The sequence below is a fragment of the Roseovarius sp. MBR-6 genome (assembly GCF_040547525.1).
Lineage (GTDB): Bacteria > Pseudomonadota > Alphaproteobacteria > Rhodobacterales > Rhodobacteraceae > Roseovarius.
On the sequence record NZ_JBEPPW010000005.1, the window covers coordinates 195,087 to 213,697 of the forward strand.

Genomic DNA, 18,611 nt, shown 5'->3' on the forward strand with positions numbered 1-18,611 from the left:
GCCCCTAGCCGCCCCGACCGTCAAGCGCCGGACCGCCCGTTTCCGTGACCAGGCCGATATTGGCAAAGCCACCGCGATTGAGCGCACCCATCACCTCCATCACCACGCTGTAGGGCGCGGCCCCGTCGGCGCGCAGGAATACGCGCGTGCCCTCGCGCTCGGCGGCGATGGCACGCAGCCGCGCCACAAGCTCCTCGCGCGGCACGTCCGTGGTCTGGATTGCCACCCGCCCGTCTGCACTTACCGTGACCGAAAGCGGCTCTTCCTGTTCTCCCGGCAGGGCGCTGGCGGCGGTTTTCGGCAGTTCCACCGGCACGCCCACCACCAGAAGGGGGGCCGCCACCATGAAAATGATCAGGAGAACCAGCATCACATCGACAAACGGCGTGACGTTGATTTCGGACATGGGCCGCGACCGGCCTTGCCCCCGTCTGCGCCGCCCGCCGCCGCCCGATTTCTGGATGACACCCGCGCCCATGGCCTAGCCGTCCAACTGGCGGCTGAGGATGGTGGCGAACTCATCGGCAAAGGCCTCGTAGCCCGCCACGAGCCGGTCGCTGTCGGCGCTCAGCTTGTTGTAGAAGATCACCGCCGGAATCGCCGCCAGAAGGCCAAGCGCTGTGGCCAGAAGCGCCTCGGCGATGCCGGGGGCCACCACCACAAGGCTGGTATTCTGCTGCGCCGCGATCTCGACAAAGGCGTGCATGATGCCCCAGACCGTGCCGAAAAGCCCGATGAAGGGCGCGGTGGAGCCCACGGTCGCCAATACCTGCAACCCGCTTTGCAGCGCGTCCGCCTCCTTGGCGATGGCCACATCCATCGAGCGGTCGATCCGCGCCGTGGCACCGGCGATCAACTCTCCGTCATTTCGATGGCTGCGCCGCCACTCGGTCATTCCGGCCGCGAAAATCCGCTCGGACTGTCCGGCCGGTTCCGGCCCGATCTCGTCGTAGAGCCCGTCCAAAGGCTCTCCCGACCAGAATCGGCGGTCGAATATCTCGGCTTCGGTGCGCCCGCGGCGATAGGTGATGAGTTTCTGGATGATGATCGACCAGGACCAGAACGAGGCCAGCACCAGAATCAACATTACCAGTTTCACGATAAGCGTGGCGCGCGCGAAGAGCGCCCACATGGAGAAATCCATCTCCTGCGCCAATGCCAGGGTTTCTGCTTCCATTTGCCTGCCTTCAAGCCTCTCATGGCCGTTTTCCGACCTTATCAAAGGTCAAATTAGCCGATTTCCAGAGGGAAAGCCATGAGGATCGGCGCACGGGCCGCAGAATGGCAAAGATAGCGTCTGAGGGAGGCGGATATTCGCCTGCGGGTCCACGCGAGGCAGCGCTTTTCCCGATTTGCAACGACGGCGTTGCAGCGACGACGCGCCGCGCGCCCGACTTTCGTCACAATTTGAGCCTTGGGTAAGAAGGCGATCAAAAGCGCACATCAGCAACCATGACGTGAGTCTATCATTTTGACATGAAATATCGGGAGACACGCCCAATGAGTATCCAGTTCTTTACCCCGCGAGGACCGGATAACGAGTTCCTTAGATTACCCGGTTCCCTGCGCCAAACCGTGCGGTGGTTGCCGCAGATCGGCGATACATTCCCCGATTTCTCCGTCACCACGACACAAGGTCCGCTCCGCTTCTGGGAATGGGCCGAGGGCAGTTGGGTGCATCTCTTCAGCCATCCCGCGGCCTTGACCCCGGTCTGCACCACGGAAATGGCCTCCCTCGCCGATTGCAGAGGGGAATGCCGGGCGCTCGATCTGAAGAATCTGGCGCTTTCGGGGTCCAGCATCGACGAGCAACATGCCTGGCATGACGACATCCGGCGGCTCTTCGGCCTGACGGTGGATTTTCCGTGCGCTACCGATCCGGGGAACCGGCTGTCGCGGCTCTTTGGCATGATGCACGCCCGGGAATCGGGCGAGTGGCCGATCCGCAAGAGCTTTCTCATCGACCCTGCGCTGCACATCCGGCTGATCTTTGAGTATCCGATCTTCATCGGCCGCAATATCGAGGAGGTGCTGCGCACGACCCGCGCGCTGCAACTGCATGACGCGACCCGCGTGGCGACGCCTGCCGACTGGGATCAGGGCGATCTCGTCATCATCCCCGACACGCGCCCGGAAAGCGAGGTCATCCGGCAATTCGGTGCGCAGTCGCAGACCCTGACCCCGTATCTGCGGGTGGTCGAAAACAAAAGCGGGCGCTCAGGGCCGCAGCACTGAGGGAAGCCGCACCGGCGCGCCGTTTGGCCCGACGCAGACAACCGTGACCATGCCGCGGAAAAGCGCGGTGGTCCCGCGCATCACAACCTGTTCCATCACCAGACGCGCCGCGCTGACCGAGGCGGTTTCGGTCACCACCTCGAGCGCATCGTCGAAATGCGCGGGAGCCATGTAATCCGCCTCCACCCGGCGCACGACGAAAACCGTGCCGCCCGCGCGCATCGCGTTCTGGTCCATCCCCAGATCGCGGACCCAGGCGCTTCGGGCGCGCTCGATGTATTTCAGGAAATTGGCGTGATAGACGATACCGCCCATGTCGGTATCCTCGTAATAGACGCGAACGGGGAAACGATGGGTCATGGCGCACCTCTCTCGGGAAGCAAGACCGAAACTAGACCGTCACGAAGGGACTGCCAAGGCGGTGCCCGACGGTGTAGACTGAACGCGTCATGCCAAGCCTCTGCCGCGATTGCCTTCACCCGTTCGAGCGCGCGCCGCGCTGCCCCGCCTGCGGCAGCCCGCGCATCGTCGCGCATCCCGAACTTTGGAACCTCTCCATCGCGCATATGGATTGCGACGCGTTCTATGCCAGCGTCGAGAAGCGCGACAATCCGGCGCTTGCCACGCGCCCGGTGATCATCGGCGGCGGGCGGCGCGGCGTGGTCTCGACCGCGTGCTATATCGCGCGTATCCGGGGCGTGCGCTCGGCCATGCCGATGTTTCAGGCGCTGCGGCTCTGCCCCGAGGCCGAGGTGATCCGTCCGCGCATGGCCGTCTATGCCGAAGCCTCCCGCGCCATCCGCGCGATGATGCTGGATCTCACCCCTGCCGTGGAACCGCTCTCGCTCGACGAGGCGTTCCTTGACCTCTCGGGCACGGCGCGGCTCCACGGCGCGCCACCTGCGGTGATGCTGGCAGGTCTGGTGCGGCGGATGCGGTCAGAGCTTGGCCTCACCGGCTCCATCGGTCTCAGCCACAACAAGTTTCTCGCCAAGATCGCCTCGGATCTCGACAAGCCGCACGGGTTTTCCGTCATCGGGCAGGCCGAGACCGCCGATTTCCTGCGCGACCGTCCGGTGAGCCTGATCTGGGGCGTCGGCCAATCGACGCTGGCGGCACTCCATGGCGCGGGCATCCGCAGCTTTGCCGATCTGCTGCGCTGGGACCGCATGGATCTCGTGGCGCGCTTCAGCGCGATGGGTGAGCGGCTCTGGCACCTTGCACGCGGGCAGGATTACCGTCGGGTCTCAGCCGATGCGCCGGTCAAGTCGATCTCCAACGAGACCACCTTTGCCGAGGATATTTCCGACGCGGATCTGCTCGACGGGCACCTGTGGCGGCTCTCGGAAAAGGTGGCAGACCGCGCCAAGGCGCGCGGCCTTGCCGGCCGCGTGATCACGCTCAAGCTCAAACGCGCGGATCACGGGCTGCTTACCCGCCGTCAGTCGCTGCGCGAGCCGACGCAGCTGGCCGATACGCTCTACCGCTCGGCCCGCGCCCTGATGGACCAGACCCCTCGGGGCGTGGCGTGGCGGCTCCTCGGGGTCGGGCTATCGGACCTCCTGCCAGAGGCCGGGGCCGACCGCGCGGGCGACCTGCTTGATCCCGACGCGCCCCGCCGCGCCGAGGCCGAGCGCGCGACCGACCGCATCCGCGCCCGCTTTGGGCCGGATGCGATCCTCAAGGGCCGCGCCCTGCGCTAGAGCATGATGCTCAAAAGTGGGAACCGGTTTTGAGCTTCTCGAACATGCGAAATCAATAAGTTAGAGCGCGTCGCGTGAATGCGAATGAACGCGACACGCTCTAAGCGCCCGGTAATCGCGTATCGGGGCTTGCGCCCGCGCCCGCGCTGCGCTTCCTTGGTGGCGCTCCAACCCATGAGGCCCGCGCGCATGTCTCCTTCCCGCACCGTCATCGTCATCGGGGCCGGTATCTGCGGCCTCTCGGCTGCGATCTGGCTCACCCGCGCAGGCCATCGCGTGACGCTTCTCGACCGGGAACACCCCGGCGCGGGCGCGTCCTTCGGCAATGCTGGGCTCCTGGCGCAATGGGCCATCGTGCCGGTCAACACGCCGGGGCTGCTGAAAACCGCGCTCAAATACCTGAGCGATCCCGACGCGCCGCTCTGGCTGCGCTGGCGCGACCTGCCGCGCCTTGCGCCCTGGCTCTGGCAGTTCGCACGCAACGCCAACCCGCGCGATACGGCGCGCATGATCGAGGGGCTTGTCCCCATCCTCACCGACAGCGTCGATCAGCACCGCGCGCTGACGCGCGGCACCCAGGCCGAAAAATGGCTCGCCACCAGCGATCTGGCCTACGCCTATGACAACCGCGCCGCGTTCGAGGCCGACGCCTATGGCTGGCGGTTCAAGCGCGAGGCCGGGTTCACCCCCGAGGTGATCGAAGGCGATGCCGTGCAGGAGGCCGAACCGATGCTTGGCCCTGCGATCCGCTGCCTCGCGATCCTGCGCGCACAGGGGCATGTGCTCAACCCCGGGGCCTATATGGCCGATCTCGCAGCGGTATTGCAGGCCGAGGGCGGCGCGTATCGCCGCGCCGAGGTGCGCGACATCACGCTCACCGATGGCCGCGTGACCGGGGTCGAGACGGATCAGGGACCGATGCGCTGCGATGCCGCTGTGCTGACGGCGGGGATATGGTCGAAACCGCTGATGCGCAAGCTGGGCCTCAAGGTCCCGCTCGAGGCCGAGCGGGGCTATCATCTTCACCTCGCGGAACCGTCACGGATGCCGCGCCAGCCCTTGATGATGGCCCGCGGCAAATTCGGCGTGACGCCCATGGCCCCCGGGCTGCGCTGCGCCGGAACGGTCGAGCTTGGCGGGATAACGGCCCCCCCCTCGCGCGCCCCCTTCGCCATGATCCGGCGCGAGATCGGCCGCGTCTTTCCCGATCTGCGCTTTGAGGGGGCCGAGGAATGGATGGGCTTTCGCCCCTCCACCCCCGACAGCCTGCCGCTGATCGGCGAGATCGGCGCAACCGGCGTCTATGCAGGCTTCGGTCATCAGCATATCGGGCTGACCGCCGGGCCCAAGACCGGCCGCCTCATCGCCGACCTGCTCAGCGACCGCCGCCCCAATCTCGACCTCGCGCCCTATGACGCCAACCGGTTCTAAGCGCCCTCAGGCGGCGCGCAACCCGGTCTCGACCAGCAGCCCCTTGCGCTTGGCCTCGTAATAATAGCCGCGCGCATACCACATGATCGCCGCATCCGGATCGCCCCCGGCCACCAGCCACGCGCCGCGCAGGTATTTCACGCCGTATTTCAGGTTCGTCTCGGCGTCGAGCAACGCCGAGGGCGGGCCGCTATGGCCCATGGTGCGCGCGGTCTGCGGCAGGATCTGCAACAGGCCATAATAAGGCCCGTTGCGCGCCTCGGGCCTATGCCTGCTCTCACGGATCGCCAGCCGATGCACAAGAGCGCGCGGCACCTCGTAGTGATCGGCATAGTGGTTGATGAGGCGCCGCAATTCCGGCGTCTCGTTGGGATGGAGCGGCGGGTCGAACAGATCGGGCGGCGCGGCGCGGCTCACCTCGGGCGCTTGCGCACAGGCGGCAGCGGCAAGACAGAGGGCAAGGGCGGCGCGGCGACTGAGACGGGACATGACACCTCGCATGTGAACGGGTCGCGCAAACCATGCCCGTCCGCGCGCGCGTCGTCCACCTCGCCTTTCATGCACAGGCGGAAGCTTGCCAAACCCCGCCTGCCCGGCCACAAAGAACGCATGACCAAAGTGCTTCTCTCCTTCGGGCACGGCTATTCGGCGCAGGCGCTGGCGCGGCTGCTCTTGCCTAAAGGCTGGCGCATCATCGGCACCACGCGCGACCCTGCAAAGGTCGCGCAGCTTGCCGGAACCGGCATCGAGCCGGTCCTCTGGGGCGACGACCTCTCCGCCGCCTTTGCCGCCGCCACCCATCTGCTTGGCTCGGCTGGCCCCTCGGAGGCGGGCGACCCGGTGCTGGCGCGCTACCGCGCCGAAATCGCGGCGCTCGCCCCCGGCCTCGACTGGGCGGGCTATCTCTCGACCACCGGCGTCTATGGCGATCATCAGGGCGGATGGGTGGATGAGGAAACGCCCCTCACCCCCGCCACCAAACGCGGCCGGTTGCGCGTTGCGGCGGAAACCGACTGGCGATCCATCCCTGGCCTGCCGCTCCATATCTTCCGGCTCGCGGGCATCTACGGCCCCGGTCGCGGCCCGTTCGAGAAGGTGCGGCAGGGAACCGCGCGCCGCATCGTCAAGCCGGGGCAGGTGTTCAGCCGCATCCATGTGGAGGACATCGCGCAGGCGCTCGCCGCCTCCATCGCGCAGCCCCGGCCCGGTGCGGTCTACAATCTCTGCGATGACGACCCGGCTCCGCCCGAAGACGTGATCGCCCATGCCGCGCATCTCCTTGCCCTGCCCGTGCCCGAGGCGGTGCCCTATGACAAGGCCGACCTCTCGCCCATGGCCCGCAGCTTCTACGCCGAATCGAAACGCGTCTCGAACCGCCTCCTGAAGGAAGAACTGGGCGTCACCCTGCGCCATCCCGACTACCGCAGCGGTCTCGCCGCGCTTCTGGCCGAAGGCGATTGACCGCGCGTTTCATCGTTCCAAAAATACTCACGATCCCCCTCACAGGGGCGCGCGCCAATGAAAAAGGGCCGCGACGCGCGCGACCCTTTCCCGTTTGCCTGCAAGGGCTGGCTTACATCATGCCGCCCATGCCGCCCATGTCGGGCATCCCGCCGCCGCCGGCGTTCTCTTTCTGCGGCTTGTCGGCGATCATCGCCTCGGTGGTGATGAGCAGACCGGCGATCGAGGACGCATCCTCAAGCGCGGTGCGCACGACCTTCGCCGGGTCGATCACGCCGAACTTGAACATGTCGCCATATTCCTCGGTCTGCGCGTTGTAGCCGAACTTCGGATCGGTGCTCTCGCGCACCTTGCCCGCGACAACCGAGCCGTCGACACCGGCATTCTCGGCGATCTGGCGCAGCGGGGCCTCAAGCGCGAGGCGCACGATGGCGATACCGCGGTTCTGGTCCGAGTTGACCCCGGTCAGACCCTCAAGCGCCTTGGCACCCTGCATCAGCGACACGCCGCCGCCGACCACGATACCTTCCTGCACGGCCGCGCGGGTCGCGTTGAGCGCGTCATCGACGCGGTCCTTGCGCTCCTTCACTTCGGTTTCGGTCATGCCGCCGACGCGGATGACGGCCACACCACCGGCAAGCTTGGCCACGCGCTCCTGAAGCTTCTCGCGGTCATAATCCGAGGTGGTGTCCTCGATCTGCTGACGGATCTGTGCCACGCGGGCCTCGATCTCTGCCTTGTCGCCCGACCCATCGACGATGGTGGTCTCGTCCTTGGTGATCGAGACTTTCTTGGCGCGGCCCAGCATGTCGATGGTGACATTCTCGAGCTTCATGCCAAGATCCTCGGAAATCACCTGACCACCGGTCAGGATGGCGAGATCCTGAAGCATGGCCTTGCGGCGATCACCAAAGCCCGGGGCCTTCACGGCCGCGATCTTGAGGCCGCCGCGCAGCTTGTTGACCACGAGCGTGGCAAGTGCCTCGCCTTCCACGTCCTCGGCGATGATCAGAAGCGGTTTCTGCGACTGGATCACGCTTTCGAGCAGCGGCACCATCGGTTGCAGCGACGAGAGTTTCTTCTCGTGCAGCAGGATCAGCACGTCATCAAGATCGGCAACCATCTTGTCGGCATTGGTGACGAAATAGGGGCTGAGATAGCCGCGGTCGAACTGCATCCCCTCGACCACTTCCACTTCGGTGGCAAGGCCCTTGTTTTCCTCGACGGTGATCACACCCTCGTTGCCGACCCGCTGCATCGCATCGGCGATGAAACGGCCGATCTCGGCCTCGCCATTGGCGGAAATCGTGCCGACCTGCGCCACTTCGTCGGAGTTTTCCACCTTGCGGGACGCGGATTTGATGTGCTCGACAACCTTGGCGGTCGCAAGATCAATGCCACGCTTGAGATCCATCGGGTTCATGCCCGCGGTCACGGCCTTGAGGCCTTCTTTCACGATCGCCTGCGTCAGCACGGTCGCGGTGGTGGTGCCGTCGCCGGCCTCGTCATTGGTGCGGTTGGCCACTTCCTTGACCATCTGCGCGCCCATGTTCTCGAACTTGTCCTCAAGCTCGATTTCCTTGGCGACCGTCACACCGTCCTTGGTGATGCGCGGTGCGCCGAAGCTCTTGTCGATGACCACGTTGCGGCCCTTGGGGCCAAGCGTCACCTTGACGGCATCGGCAAGGATGTTCACGCCGCGCATCATGCGCGCGCGGGCGTCGTTGTCGAAACGGATGTCTTTAGCAGCCATGTTCGGACTCTCCTGATAACTTGTGTGTTCTTGCGAATGAGAAACGGTTGGACGGCTCAGGCCGCCTTGGCCGCCTTCTCATCCTCGATGATCCCGAGGATGTCGCTTTCCTTCATGATCAGCAGCTCTTCGCCATCGACCGTCACCTCGGTGCCGGACCATTTGCCGAAGAGGATGGTGTCACCGGCCGAAACGGCCATGGGGATCAGCTCGCCATTGTCCTTGCGCGCGCCTTCGCCGCAGGCGACAACCTGGCCCTGGCTCGGTTTTTCCTTGGCGGTGTCTGGGATGATCAGGCCGCCCTTGGTCTTTTCTTCGCTCTCAACGCGACGGACGAGGACGCGATCATGCAGCGGTTTGAATGCCATCTTCGAGGCTCCTTGGCTCAAAGTTTCTATTTTCATGGCCCTGAGGGCCATTAGCACTCCCTCTCGGTGAGTGCTAACGAGGGACAGGTAAGGAGTGGCTCGTTCCCTGTCAACACCCCATTTCGGTAAAAATTGGCCGCGCCCTGGCCGCACCGCGGTTGTCGCATCGCTGGTCGAACCGGGCATGACCTGATCAAAGCCGGAATGGTGCCATGGCACCACACAAGATGAGGCCAAAAGGCGAAAAACGTCCCTGCGCCGGAACCGCACGCGACAAGAAAAAAGCGCGCCGCAGGGACTGCGACGCGCTTTTCCGCATGCTGAGAGAAGGCGGCTCAGTCTGCCGCTTCTTCCGCCTTGACCTCTTCGCCGGTCGCCTGATCGACGACCTTCATCGACAGGCGGACCTTGCCGCGATCGTCAAAGCCCAGAAGCTTGACCCAGACTTCCTGACCTTCCTTGAGCACATCGGAGGGATGGTTCAGGCGGCGGTTCTCGATCTGGCTGACATGCACCAGCCCGTCGCGCTTGCCGAAGAAGTTCACGAAGGCACCGAAATCGACGATCTTGACGACCGTGCCCTTGTAGACGCCACCCTCTTCGGGCTCCGCCACGATGGACCAGATCATGTCATAGGCTTTCTTGATCGACTCGCCATTGGGCGAGGCGATCTTGATGATGCCCTCGTCGTTGATGTCGACCTTGGCACCCGAGAGCTCGACGATCTCGCGGATCACCTTGCCGCCCGAGCCGATCACTTCGCGGATCTTGTCGGTGGGGATCTGCATGGTCTCGATCCGCGGCGCGTGGACCGAGAAATCATTGGCCCCCGTCAACGCCTTGCTCATCTCGCCCAGGATATGCATCCGGCCCTCGCGCGCCTGCGCCAGGGCCTGCTTCATGATCTCGGGCGTGATGCCCGCAACCTTGATATCCATTTGCAAGGACGTGATGCCGTCCGCCGTGCCCGCCACCTTGAAATCCATGTCGCCGAGGTGATCCTCGTCGCCAAGAATATCCGACAGGATCGCGAACTCACCGTCTTCCTCAAGCACCAGGCCCATGGCCACACCGGCCACCGAGGTCTTGAGCGGCACACCCGCATCCATCATCCCCAGCGACGAGCCGCAGACCGTGGCCATCGACGACGACCCGTTCGATTCCGTGATCTCGGACACCAGACGGATCGTGTAGGGGAAATCGGTCGCCGGCGGCAGCACCGCCTGAAGCGCGCGCCAGGCGAGCTTGCCATGGCCGATTTCGCGGCGTCCCGGAGGGCCGACGCGCCCCGCCTCGCCCACCGAATAGGGCGGGAAGTTGTAATGCAGCAGGAAGTTCGATTTGAAATTCCCGTGCAGCGCATCGACGAACTGCTCGTCATCACCGGTGCCGAGCGTAGTGACGACCAGCGCCTGCGTCTCGCCACGGGTGAAGAGAGCCGAGCCATGGGTGCGCGGCAGAAGGCCGGTTTCGCACACGATGGGGCGGATCTCATCCAGACGACGCCCGTCGATGCGGTTGCCGTTCTTGACCACGTCACCGCGCAGCACGGTCGATTCGAGCTTTTTCAGCGCGGCCCCAATGTTGGCATCCTCAAGCTGTTCCTCGCTCAGTTGCGCCTTGATCGCGTCCTTGGCTGCGGAAATCGCGTGCGTGCGCTCCTGCTTGTCACGGATGGCGAAAGCGGCGCGCATCTGCTCTTCCCCGGCAGCCTTCACGGCAGCGTAAAGCGCGGAATAATCCGGCGGGGTAAAGTCGAACGGCTCTTTCGCGCATTCCTCGGCAAATTCGATGATGAGGTCACAGACCGGCTTGATCTGCTCATGCGCAAAGGTCACCGCGCCCAGCATCTCGTCTTCCGTAAGCTCATAGGCCTCGGATTCGACCATCATCACCGCGTCGCGCGTCGCCGCAACCACCAGGTCGAGCCGCTGCTCGGGGTTGTTGCGCAGATCGTGCATGTCGTCGATCTCGGGGTTGAGGATATATTCCCCATCCACATAACCCACGCGGCAGGCACCAATCGGGCCACGGAACGGCGCGCCCGAAATCGTCAGCGCGGCGGAGGTCGCGATCATCGCAACCATATCCGGGTCATTGACCAGATCGTGGCTCAGCACGGTGCACATCACCAGCGTTTCATGCTTGAAACCGGGCACGAAAAGCGGGCGAATCGGTCGGTCGATCAACCGCGCGGTCAGCGTTTCCTTTTCGGAAGGACGCGCCTCGCGCTTGAAAAAGCCGCCGGGCACCTTGCCCGCCGCATAGTATTTTTCCTGATAATGGACCGTCAGCGGAAAGAAATCCAATCCCGGCTTCGGTTCCTTGGCAAAGGTCACGTTGGCCATGACCGAGGTCTCGCCAAGCGTGGCGATCACGGAGCCGTCAGCCTGACGGGCGATCTTGCCGGTTTCCAGCGTGAGCGTTTCTTCGCCCCACTGCATCGTCTTCTTCGTTTCGTTGAACATCATGTATCCTCTTGGAGGCTCTCCCGGGCGTATCCCGGGTCCTCCGTTTCCATGGCGGCCCCATTGCCGCCGACCCCTTTCAACCATACCATGCGCCGGGGCCAGGGCGTCACGTCTCAGATGTGGGGGCCGCATACATGTTTTTTGGCGTTTTGGAAAGAGCGGACAATGCGGGACCGACCGCCGCCGCAAGCATCGGCGCAAGCGCCGGATGGGCGAAAGTTCAGCCGGTCATGCGCCGATACGATCCGATGAAACCGCGGATGACGTGTGATATCCGCCGCGGTTCGTCCAAAGACAAAAGGGGCCGCAAAGGCCCCTTTCCGTCGCAGTGACGGGCTCTGCGCTCAGCGGCGGATGCCGAGACGCTTGATGAGGTCGGTATAGCGCGCCTCTTCCTTGCGCTTGAGGTAATCAAGCAGCTTGCGGCGCTGCGCAACCATCATCAGAAGGCCACGGCGGCCGTGGTTGTCCTTCTTGTGGGTCTTGAAATGCTCGGTGAGCGTGGTGATCCGCGAGGTGAGGATCGCAACCTGAACCTCGGGAGAGCCGGTGTCGCCCTCCTTGGTCGCGAATTCCTTGATGACGCGGGCCTTTTCTTCGACAGTGATCGACATCGGGATCTCCTTTTATCAAAAATGTGGCGGGCACAAGCCGGGATGTCGTCCAGCAAGGTCCGGGTCGCGACGGGCCTAAACCCGAAGGATAGGCGCATATAGGAGAGTTGCGCCGGAATGAAAAGCGGAAATCGGCCCTCACAGCCGCGCGATTGTCGTCAACTCTGCTTGCGGCACCAACGCGACATGCGCGAGCGTCACGCCCGCCGCATCGGCGATGCGCGCGATCTCGACCCCGTCGAGCAGGAGGCGCTGATCGGCGGGATTGCCCGCATCGGGTTCAAGAGAGATATCCGGCTCCGGCCCGGTTTCGTCATAGAACACCATCAGCATGTCATCGGAGGCGGAGAAATCGAGGATCTCCGCCTGATGCTCCGCCGCCAGCCAATCGCCGAGCAGGACCGTATCCGCGCCGCTGCCGGTTGTGACGATGTCGCCCCGCCCCGCAAGGATCACGTCATCGCCGCCGCCGCCATTGAGAAAATCGCGCGCATCGTCGATATCGTCGAACCGCGCGGTATCGGGATCGTCAACGATGCCGATCACCGTGTCGTTGCCATGCCCGCCAAAGAGCGTGTCCGCCCCCATCCCGCCATGCAGCCAGTCATCGTCAAGCGCGCCATGCAGCGCATCATCCCCGTCGCCACCACGAAGCGTATCATCGCCCGCGCCCCCCACGAGGCTGTCACCGCCTGCGCCGCCCAGGATCACGTCATCGCCGTTATGGCCAAGCAGCCGGTCTTCCCCTGCGTCCCCGTCAAGCCTGTCGCCGCCGTCATCGCCGTGCAGCGTATCCGACCCCTCGCCGCCCCGGATCACGTCATCGCCCGCACCGCCGCGCACCTCATCGGCACCCGCGCCCGCCCCGATCGTGTCATCGCCATCGCGCCCGAAGATCATGTCCGGGGCATCGCTGCCGGTGATTGCGTCGCCCGACGCACCGCCTTCGACAATGACGGAACCTAGTCCGGGCAAGGGCCCATCGTCATTCCCGTCCTCGCCGGCCGTGTCGCCAATGCCCGCAATCACGTCGAGAAGATCAGGCCCGGCGACATCGTCCGCGACACTGTCCCGAGGCTGCGGGTCGCCCGGTTCCTCCTCGCCGATCTCATCGCCGAAACCGACAAAGGCCGTGGCCGAAACGGCCACCAGACCCAGAAGACTGGCGAACAGCAACATGGCATCACCTTGCAAACGACCAAGCCACAGTGCCACGAGTATTCGCACATCGGCAACGACAACCGGAATTTTCAGTTAACGCGTCGGTGCGTCGCGCAGGGCAGGGCGCAAACCACCGATGCCTGTCAGCGCGCCCATTGCCCTCAGCGGTTGAGATGATCGAGCCGCGCGCGCACCGAAAGGCCATGCGCCTCGAGGCTCTCGGCGCGGGCCAATGTCTCGGCGGCGGGGCCGATGGCGGCAAGCGCCTCGGGGGTCATTTTCGCCAGCGTGGTGCGCTTGAGGAAATCGAGCACCGACAGGCCCGAGGAGAACCGCGCCGAGCGTGCCGTGGGCAGCACGTGATTCGGCCCGCCCACGTAATCGCCGATCGCCTCGGGCGTCCATGCGCCCAGAAAGATCGCGCCCGCATGGGTGATCCGCGCCGACAGCGCGTCCGGGTCGGTCACGCAAAGCTCAAGATGTTCGGGGGCGATGCGGTTCGACAGGGTGGCGGCGGTGGCAAGGTCCGGCACGGTGATGATCGCGCCATAATCGCGCCAGCTTGCGCCGGCGATGGCGCGCCGCTCCAGCGTCTCGAGCCGCGCCTCGATGGCGGTGGCCACGTCGCGCGCGAGCGCCGCATCGTCGGTGATGAGAAGAGCCTGCGCGCTTGCGTCATGCTCGGCCTGGCTCAGCATGTCGAGGGCGATCCAGTCGGGATTCTGGCCCTTGTCGGCGATGACTAGTATCTCGGACGGCCCTGCGATCATGTCGATGCCGACGCGGCCGAACACCCGCCGTTTGGCGGCGGCGACATAGGCATTGCCCGGCCCGGTGATCTTGTCCACCGGTGCGATGGTTTCGGTGCCATAGGCCAGCGCCGCGATGGCCTGCGCCCCGCCGATGCGGTAAACCTCGTTCACCCCGGCCAGCCGCGCCGCGAGCAGCACCAGCGGATTGGCCTGACCGTCCGGCGTGGGCACGGTGATGGCCAGGCGTTCGACACCCGCGACCTTGGCCGGGATCGCGTTCATCAGAACCGAAGAGGGGTAAGAGGCCAGCCCACCCGGCACGTATAGCCCCGCCGCCGTGACGGGCGACCAGCGCCAGCCGAGCGTGGCACCGTTCTCCTCGGTCCAGCTCGCGTCCTGCGGCATCTGGCGCGCGTGATAGGCACGGATGCGGGCCGCGGCCAGATCAAGCGCGTCGCGCTCTGCCTGCGGCACCTGCGCGATGAGCGCGTCAATCTCGGCCTCGGAAAACCGCAGGGTCCCGGGCGTGAGGGTCAACCGGTCGAACGTTTCGGTCAGCTCGATCACCGCCGCATCGCCGCGCGCGCGCACATCGGCGATGATCGCGGCCACGGTGTCATCCACATCGGGGCTGTCCTCGCGCTTGGCCGAGAGCAGCGCGATGAAACGAGCCTCGAAATCAGGCTGGGACGCGTCAAGGGTAACGGGCATGGACGGCTCCTTTGGACAGGCGGGATAGCCGGGGTGCGGATCAGGCTCAAGCCCTGTCGGTGTTCAGATATCGTGCTGCGGCACCTTGCCCGAGGGCGCGCGGTAAGGGCGGGTCACGTCCTTGAGCGACACCTCGAGCGCCTCGACCGAAAGCCGGATCGCACCATCGCCCGCCAGCGTCAGGATCACGTGACCCGCACCGTCCCCTGACGGCTCGAAGGCGAGCGACAGCAGCGACAGCACGGTGTCGCTGTCCGAGCGGTCGATCCCCTGGCTGGCCACGCTCAGCACGTTGTCGATCACAAGCAGTGATTGCACACGCTCCGGCCCGTGGCGTTCGCGCGCGGCATCCTCCCAGCGGAACCGATTGATGAGCAGCGCAAAGCGGCGGTCGCGCGCCACCCAGGTCATTTCGGTGATAGGAAAGACCGCGTCCTGTGCAAGGCCCGAGATCACCTGCAAATCGTCGGGGTCGAGCGCGCCCAGATTGAGCGGGGTCTCGCGCCCGTCCTCGAAGGTGGCATCGCGTGTCATTGGCCGCTGATCCTCTCGATTTTCGCGCCGACGGCGCTCAGCTTTTCCTCGACCCGCTCGTAGCCGCGATCAAGGTGGTAGACACGGTTTACGATGGTCTCGCCCTCCGCCGCCAGCCCCGCAAGGATCAGCGAGACCGAGGCGCGCAGATCGGTGGCCATCACCGGCGCACCCTTGAGATGCGCGACGCCGGTGACGGTGGCGGATCCGCCATGCACCTCGATCCGCGCCCCCATGCGCATGAGTTCGGGGGCGTGCATGAAGCGGTTCTCGAAAATACGCTCCTCAAGCACCGAAACGCCGTCCGCCGTGCTGAGCAACGCCATCATCTGCGCCTGAAGATCGGTCGGAAATCCGGGAAACGGTTCGGTGACCACGTCGACCGCGCGCACCCGGCCATTCCTGCGCGCGACCTTGAGGCCCGTGGCGGTCTCTTCCACCGAGATGCCCGCCGCGTCGAGCCGCTCGCAGAAGGCGGCGACAAGCTCGATCCGCCCGCCGAGGCATTCCACCTCGCCACCGCAGATCGCGGGGGCCAGCATATAGGTGCCAAGCTCGATCCGGTCCGGGACAACCGCATGGGTCGCGCCGCCAAGCCGGTCCACGCCCTGAATGGTGATGGTGGACGTGCCCTCGCCCTCGATCTGCGCGCCCATCTTGCGCAGGCATTGCGCAAGATCGACGATTTCCGGTTCGCGCGCGGCGTTTTTCAGCACGGTCGTGCCCTTGGCCAGGGTGGCCGCCATGAGCGCGTTTTCCGTGGCCCCGACCGAAACGAAGGGGAACTCGACCGTGCCGCCCCTGAGGCCGCCGGGGGCCTTGGCATGAACATAGCCGTCGCGCAGTTCCAGCTCCGCCCCCATCGCCTCGAGCGCCTTGAGATGCAGATCGACCGGGCGCGCGCCGATGGCACAGCCACCGGGCAGCGAGACCACCGCGTGCCCGTCCCGCGCCAGCATCGGCCCCAGCACGAGGATCGAGGCGCGCATCTTGCGGACGATGTCGTAATCGGCGACATGATTGTTCAGATCGTGCGAGGACAGCGCCAGAACCTGCCCGCCCTGCATCTGTGCCACCTCCGCCCCCAGCGACTGCAAAAGCGTGGTCATCGTCTTGATATCCGACAGGCGCGGCGCGTTTGTCAGCGTCAGCGGTTCTTCGCTCAGAAGAGTCGCGGGCATGAGCGTGAGACAGGCATTCTTGGCCCCGGCAATCGGGATCTGCCCGCTGAGCGGGCCATTGCCCGTGACGATGATGGAATCCATGCTGCTCTAGTCCTCGTTCTTGTTCTTTGTAACGGCCCCGTCCTGAGCCGTGCCCCGCGCATGGGCTTGCGCCTTTCGCCGCGCCAGATTGGCCTTTAGCGCGGATTTGAGCCTCTCCTCCCGGAGAGCGGCACTGGCGGCGGGGCGTTTTTCGGGACGTTTTTCGGTCATGAAGCCTCTCTTATAGCAGGGGCGAAATTGCGTCCAGTTACCCCTTGCACGAGGGACGAGAAGCGTCTAATCAGCCCGCCACATACTGTTGCTGTTGCGCAGAGGTGGCGTTTTTCCGAACAAGGACGCATTCCTGATGGCAAGACGGCAACACCTGAAGAGCTTTCCAGAGCACGGTTGGCCCGGGGCATCGCCCCGAGTGGAGTTCTGGAATGGGTTAGGCTGTGGTAGCTCAGTGGTAGAGCACTCCCTTGGTAAGGGAGAGGTCGAGAGTTCAATCCTCTCTCACAGCACCATTCTCCCGAAGTAAGTCAAGCGGTTGGGCAAAACGTCCGAAATCTCCGGCCTGTTACCCCGCACCACCCCAACACGCCCGGCCAGATGCAGAACCGCCCCCCCGGAATCGTGGGGTAGCAAGCAATCGGCCAAATTTGCGACCTCTACGACCCAACCGAGTGCCCGAACCATTTCAGGGCTGCCGGATCTGTCTCAAGCGAGCTGAAAAGGTCAGGTGCCTTCAAGCAGGGGACTTTCGTCGGGTATACGCGCGCTGCACTGCTTGATGACCGCAGGCGCATAGGCCCCGCGCTTTGACGTGGCCAGTCCAGCCGAAACAAGCGCCTCGGCCATGCCGACGGCGCAGGCGATCCCGTCGATCACCGGAATGGTGAACTCGGCGGACAGATCCTGCATGAGGTCCGCCATGCCGGCACAGCCAAGCACGATTGCCTCGGCCTTGTCCTGCGCAATGGCCGCCGCGATCTCGGATCGAATCTGATCAAGGCTGGCCGGGTCGCCCTCCTCGAGCTTCAGGACGGGAATATCGGTTGCTCGGACACTGGCGCACTTCGCATCCAGCCCGTAGCGCCGCAGATTGTCCGAAATGCCCGCCACCGACCGGCTGAGCGTCGTGACCACCGAAAAGCGATGCGCGAGCATGGCCGCCGCGTGATAGCCCGCCTCACCGATCCCGATCACCGGCACATCGAAGAGGCAACGCAGCGCGTCCAGCCCGGTATCGTCGAAACAGGCGATGACGACCGCATCGACATCCGGGTGTCGCCGCGCCTCCTCGATCAGGCCGGGCAGGCAGGCCGCGACATCGTAGAAGCCCTCGATGCTCGGCGGGCCGGAGCGCGAGTTGGTGGCGATCACCTGCGTGTCGGGACGCGCCACCCGGCGCGCGGCAAGCTCGGCCTTGCGGGTCATCGAGACGGTCGTGTTCGGGTTGATCAGTAACAGTTTCATGCCGCCCCCTAGACGTCGCCGCCAAGATAGGCGGCCTTGATCCGGTCATCGTGCAGCAACTCGCGCGAGTTGCCTTCGATCACCACCTTGCCGGTGCTGAGCGCATAGGCCCGGGTCGAGATCGACAGCGCCATGCGCGAGTTCTGTTCGACCAGCAGCACCGATACCCCCTCGTCGCGGTTGATCGCCACGATCGAGCGGGCGATATCCTGCACCAGCTTTGGCGCGATCCCGAGCGACGGCTCGTCAAGCAGCAGGAGGCGCGGCCGCGCCATCAGGGCGCGCCCGATCACCATCATCTGCTGCTCACCGCCCGACAGCGTGCCGGCCGATTGCTTGTAGCGTTCCCTGAGCCGCGGAAAGCGCGCAAGAACGCTGTCGAGCGTGTCCTGAATGTCCGCATCCCTGCCCCGCGTGAACGCCCCCATCATGAGATTGTCGCGCACGCTCATATAAGGAAAGACACGGCGCCCCTCGGGGACCATGGCGATGCCACGCGCGACGATATCGGCAGGGTTGGTGCCATCAATGCGCTCACCCTCGAAATGGACGCTGCCCGAGCGGGGCCGCGCCAGCCCGGTGATCGCGCGCAGAATCGACGATTTTCCTGCCCCGTTTGCCCCGATCAGCGCGACCGTCTCACCCTTTTCAAGGTCGATGGAGACACCCTTGAGCGCATAGACATGATCGTAATAAAGCTCGACATCGCGGAATTCCAGCATCTTGCCCATGG

General features: G+C 64.9%; 19 protein-coding genes and 1 tRNA gene. 5 read left to right on the forward strand and 15 right to left on the reverse strand.

Annotated features, from left to right (window positions below):
- Positions 1-4 precede the first annotated feature (4 nt).
- A complete protein-coding gene (gene tolR, locus ABIE57_RS08995) occupies positions 5-478 on the reverse strand; it encodes a protein TolR (RefSeq protein ID WP_354538674.1) in 474 nt (157 codons plus the stop codon).
- A 3-nt stretch (positions 479-481) separates the two neighbouring features.
- On the reverse strand, positions 482-1,177 hold the full coding sequence (gene tolQ / locus ABIE57_RS09000) for a protein TolQ (RefSeq protein ID WP_354538675.1): 696 nt from the start codon (positions 1,175-1,177) through the stop codon (positions 482-484).
- Between the two features lie 323 nt (positions 1,178-1,500).
- On the opposite strand from tolQ, the gene ABIE57_RS09005 reads away from it, so the two are divergent.
- A complete protein-coding gene (locus tag ABIE57_RS09005) occupies positions 1,501-2,235 on the forward strand; it encodes a redoxin domain-containing protein (protein WP_354538676.1) in 735 nt (244 codons plus the stop codon).
- Here the strand turns inward: ABIE57_RS09005 and ybgC are convergent.
- The gene (gene ybgC / locus ABIE57_RS09010) at positions 2,218-2,595 is read right to left on the reverse strand and encodes a tol-pal system-associated acyl-CoA thioesterase (protein WP_354538677.1); all 378 of its coding nucleotides are present in this window, start codon (positions 2,593-2,595) and stop codon (positions 2,218-2,220) included. The two genes, ABIE57_RS09005 and ybgC, sit on opposite strands and share 18 nt — an antisense overlap.
- An 89-nt stretch (positions 2,596-2,684) precedes the next feature.
- Here ybgC and ABIE57_RS09015 point away from each other — a divergent pair, with 89 nt between their 5' ends.
- A complete protein-coding gene (locus ABIE57_RS09015; RefSeq protein ID WP_354538678.1) occupies positions 2,685-3,938 on the forward strand; it encodes a DNA polymerase IV in 1,254 nt (417 codons plus the stop codon).
- Positions 3,939-4,127: 189 nt separating this feature from the next.
- Positions 4,128-5,369 (forward strand): NAD(P)/FAD-dependent oxidoreductase, encoded by a 1,242-nt coding sequence (locus tag ABIE57_RS09020; RefSeq protein WP_354538679.1) that lies wholly within the window; start codon positions 4,128-4,130, stop codon positions 5,367-5,369.
- A gap of 6 nt (positions 5,370-5,375) precedes the next feature.
- Here ABIE57_RS09020 and ABIE57_RS09025 read toward each other — a convergent pair whose 3' ends face one another.
- The gene (locus tag ABIE57_RS09025; RefSeq protein WP_354538680.1) at positions 5,376-5,858 is read right to left on the reverse strand and encodes a transglycosylase SLT domain-containing protein; all 483 of its coding nucleotides are present in this window, start codon (positions 5,856-5,858) and stop codon (positions 5,376-5,378) included.
- Positions 5,859-5,978: 120 nt separating this feature from the next.
- On the opposite strand from ABIE57_RS09025, the gene ABIE57_RS09030 reads away from it, so the two are divergent.
- Positions 5,979-6,830 carry an SDR family oxidoreductase gene (locus ABIE57_RS09030; RefSeq protein WP_354538681.1) on the forward strand — a complete coding sequence of 284 codons (852 nt, stop codon included), beginning with the start codon at positions 5,979-5,981 and terminating at the stop codon, positions 6,828-6,830.
- A gap of 112 nt (positions 6,831-6,942) precedes the next feature.
- Here the strand turns inward: ABIE57_RS09030 and groL are convergent, their stop codons facing one another.
- The 9 genes from groL to ABIE57_RS09075 form a co-directional block, all read right to left on the reverse strand.
- Positions 6,943-8,583: a chaperonin GroEL gene (gene groL / locus ABIE57_RS09035; protein ID WP_354538682.1), complete on the reverse strand. Its 1,641-nt coding sequence runs from the start codon at positions 8,581-8,583 to the stop codon at positions 6,943-6,945.
- 56 nt (positions 8,584-8,639) lie between these two features.
- Positions 8,640-8,951 carry a co-chaperone GroES gene (groES, locus tag ABIE57_RS09040; RefSeq protein ID WP_354538750.1) on the reverse strand — a complete coding sequence of 104 codons (312 nt, stop codon included), beginning with the start codon at positions 8,949-8,951 and terminating at the stop codon, positions 8,640-8,642.
- A gap of 335 nt (positions 8,952-9,286) precedes the next feature.
- Positions 9,287-11,419, reverse strand: a complete 2,133-nt coding sequence (pnp, locus tag ABIE57_RS09045) for a polyribonucleotide nucleotidyltransferase (RefSeq protein ID WP_354538683.1) — start codon at positions 11,417-11,419, stop codon at positions 9,287-9,289.
- Between the two features lie 347 nt (positions 11,420-11,766).
- Complete coding sequence (rpsO, locus tag ABIE57_RS09050) at positions 11,767-12,036, reverse strand: 30S ribosomal protein S15 (RefSeq protein WP_354538684.1); 270 nt, start codon at positions 12,034-12,036, stop codon at positions 11,767-11,769.
- Between the two features lie 138 nt (positions 12,037-12,174).
- Positions 12,175-13,215, reverse strand: coding sequence for a calcium-binding protein (locus ABIE57_RS09055; RefSeq protein ID WP_354538685.1), 1,041 nt, complete (start codon positions 13,213-13,215; stop codon positions 12,175-12,177).
- Positions 13,216-13,358: 143 nt separating this feature from the next.
- Positions 13,359-14,660, reverse strand: a complete 1,302-nt coding sequence (hisD, locus tag ABIE57_RS09060) for a histidinol dehydrogenase (protein ID WP_354538686.1) — start codon at positions 14,658-14,660, stop codon at positions 13,359-13,361.
- Positions 14,661-14,723: 63 nt separating this feature from the next.
- On the reverse strand, positions 14,724-15,194 hold the full coding sequence (locus ABIE57_RS09065; RefSeq protein WP_354538687.1) for a DUF2948 family protein: 471 nt from the start codon (positions 15,192-15,194) through the stop codon (positions 14,724-14,726).
- Entirely contained in the window at positions 15,191-16,459 is a 1,269-nt protein-coding gene (gene murA, locus ABIE57_RS09070) for a UDP-N-acetylglucosamine 1-carboxyvinyltransferase (RefSeq protein ID WP_354538688.1), read from the reverse strand. Before murA ends, ABIE57_RS09065 begins: the two co-directional genes overlap by 4 nt.
- 6 nt (positions 16,460-16,465) lie before the next feature.
- The gene (locus tag ABIE57_RS09075) at positions 16,466-16,630 is read right to left on the reverse strand and encodes a hypothetical protein (RefSeq protein WP_354538689.1); all 165 of its coding nucleotides are present in this window, start codon (positions 16,628-16,630) and stop codon (positions 16,466-16,468) included.
- A 221-nt stretch (positions 16,631-16,851) separates the two neighbouring features.
- Here ABIE57_RS09075 and ABIE57_RS09080 point away from each other — a divergent pair.
- A tRNA-Thr gene (locus ABIE57_RS09080) sits at positions 16,852-16,926 on the forward strand.
- 211 nt (positions 16,927-17,137) lie between these two features.
- Here ABIE57_RS09080 and ABIE57_RS09085 read toward each other — a convergent pair.
- Positions 17,138-17,878 (reverse strand): aspartate/glutamate racemase family protein, encoded by a 741-nt coding sequence (locus ABIE57_RS09085; RefSeq protein ID WP_354538690.1) that lies wholly within the window; start codon positions 17,876-17,878, stop codon positions 17,138-17,140.
- Positions 17,879-17,886: 8 nt separating this feature from the next.
- On the reverse strand, positions 17,887-18,609 hold the full coding sequence (locus ABIE57_RS09090; protein WP_354538691.1) for an ABC transporter ATP-binding protein: 723 nt from the start codon (positions 18,607-18,609) through the stop codon (positions 17,887-17,889).
- Between the last annotated feature and the right edge of the window lie 2 nt (positions 18,610-18,611).

What these genes read in the sequence shown, in the direction of transcription:
- pnp (WP_354538683.1), bottom strand. Translation starts at nt 11,419, where the DNA reads ATGTTCAACGAAACGAAGAAGACGATGCAGTGGGGCGAAGAAACGCTC.
- tolR (WP_354538674.1), bottom strand. Translation starts at nt 478, where the DNA reads ATGGGCGCGGGTGTCATCCAGAAATCGGGCGGCGGCGGGCGGCGCAGA.
- ABIE57_RS09015 (WP_354538678.1), top strand. Translation starts at nt 2,685, where the DNA reads ATGCCAAGCCTCTGCCGCGATTGCCTTCACCCGTTCGAGCGCGCGCCG.
- ybgC (WP_354538677.1), bottom strand. Translation starts at nt 2,595, where the DNA reads ATGACCCATCGTTTCCCCGTTCGCGTCTATTACGAGGATACCGACATG.
- groL (WP_354538682.1), bottom strand. Translation starts at nt 8,583, where the DNA reads ATGGCTGCTAAAGACATCCGTTTCGACAACGACGCCCGCGCGCGCATG.
- hisD (WP_354538686.1), bottom strand. Translation starts at nt 14,660, where the DNA reads ATGCCCGTTACCCTTGACGCGTCCCAGCCTGATTTCGAGGCTCGTTTC.
- ABIE57_RS09085 (WP_354538690.1), bottom strand. Translation starts at nt 17,878, where the DNA reads ATGAAACTGTTACTGATCAACCCGAACACGACCGTCTCGATGACCCGC.
- ABIE57_RS09075 (WP_354538689.1), bottom strand. Translation starts at nt 16,630, where the DNA reads ATGACCGAAAAACGTCCCGAAAAACGCCCCGCCGCCAGTGCCGCTCTC.
- ABIE57_RS09090 (WP_354538691.1), bottom strand. Translation starts at nt 18,609, where the DNA reads ATGGGCAAGATGCTGGAATTCCGCGATGTCGAGCTTTATTACGATCAT.
- rpsO (WP_354538684.1), bottom strand. Translation starts at nt 12,036, where the DNA reads ATGTCGATCACTGTCGAAGAAAAGGCCCGCGTCATCAAGGAATTCGCG.
- ABIE57_RS09030 (WP_354538681.1), top strand. Translation starts at nt 5,979, where the DNA reads ATGACCAAAGTGCTTCTCTCCTTCGGGCACGGCTATTCGGCGCAGGCG.
- ABIE57_RS09020 (WP_354538679.1), top strand. Translation starts at nt 4,128, where the DNA reads ATGTCTCCTTCCCGCACCGTCATCGTCATCGGGGCCGGTATCTGCGGC.
- ABIE57_RS09055 (WP_354538685.1), bottom strand. Translation starts at nt 13,215, where the DNA reads ATGTTGCTGTTCGCCAGTCTTCTGGGTCTGGTGGCCGTTTCGGCCACG.
- tolQ (WP_354538675.1), bottom strand. Translation starts at nt 1,177, where the DNA reads ATGGAAGCAGAAACCCTGGCATTGGCGCAGGAGATGGATTTCTCCATG.
- murA (WP_354538688.1), bottom strand. Translation starts at nt 16,459, where the DNA reads ATGGATTCCATCATCGTCACGGGCAATGGCCCGCTCAGCGGGCAGATC.
- groES (WP_354538750.1), bottom strand. Translation starts at nt 8,951, where the DNA reads ATGGCATTCAAACCGCTGCATGATCGCGTCCTCGTCCGTCGCGTTGAG.
- ABIE57_RS09065 (WP_354538687.1), bottom strand. Translation starts at nt 15,194, where the DNA reads ATGACACGCGATGCCACCTTCGAGGACGGGCGCGAGACCCCGCTCAAT.
- ABIE57_RS09005 (WP_354538676.1), top strand. Translation starts at nt 1,501, where the DNA reads ATGAGTATCCAGTTCTTTACCCCGCGAGGACCGGATAACGAGTTCCTT.
- ABIE57_RS09025 (WP_354538680.1), bottom strand. Translation starts at nt 5,858, where the DNA reads ATGTCCCGTCTCAGTCGCCGCGCCGCCCTTGCCCTCTGTCTTGCCGCT.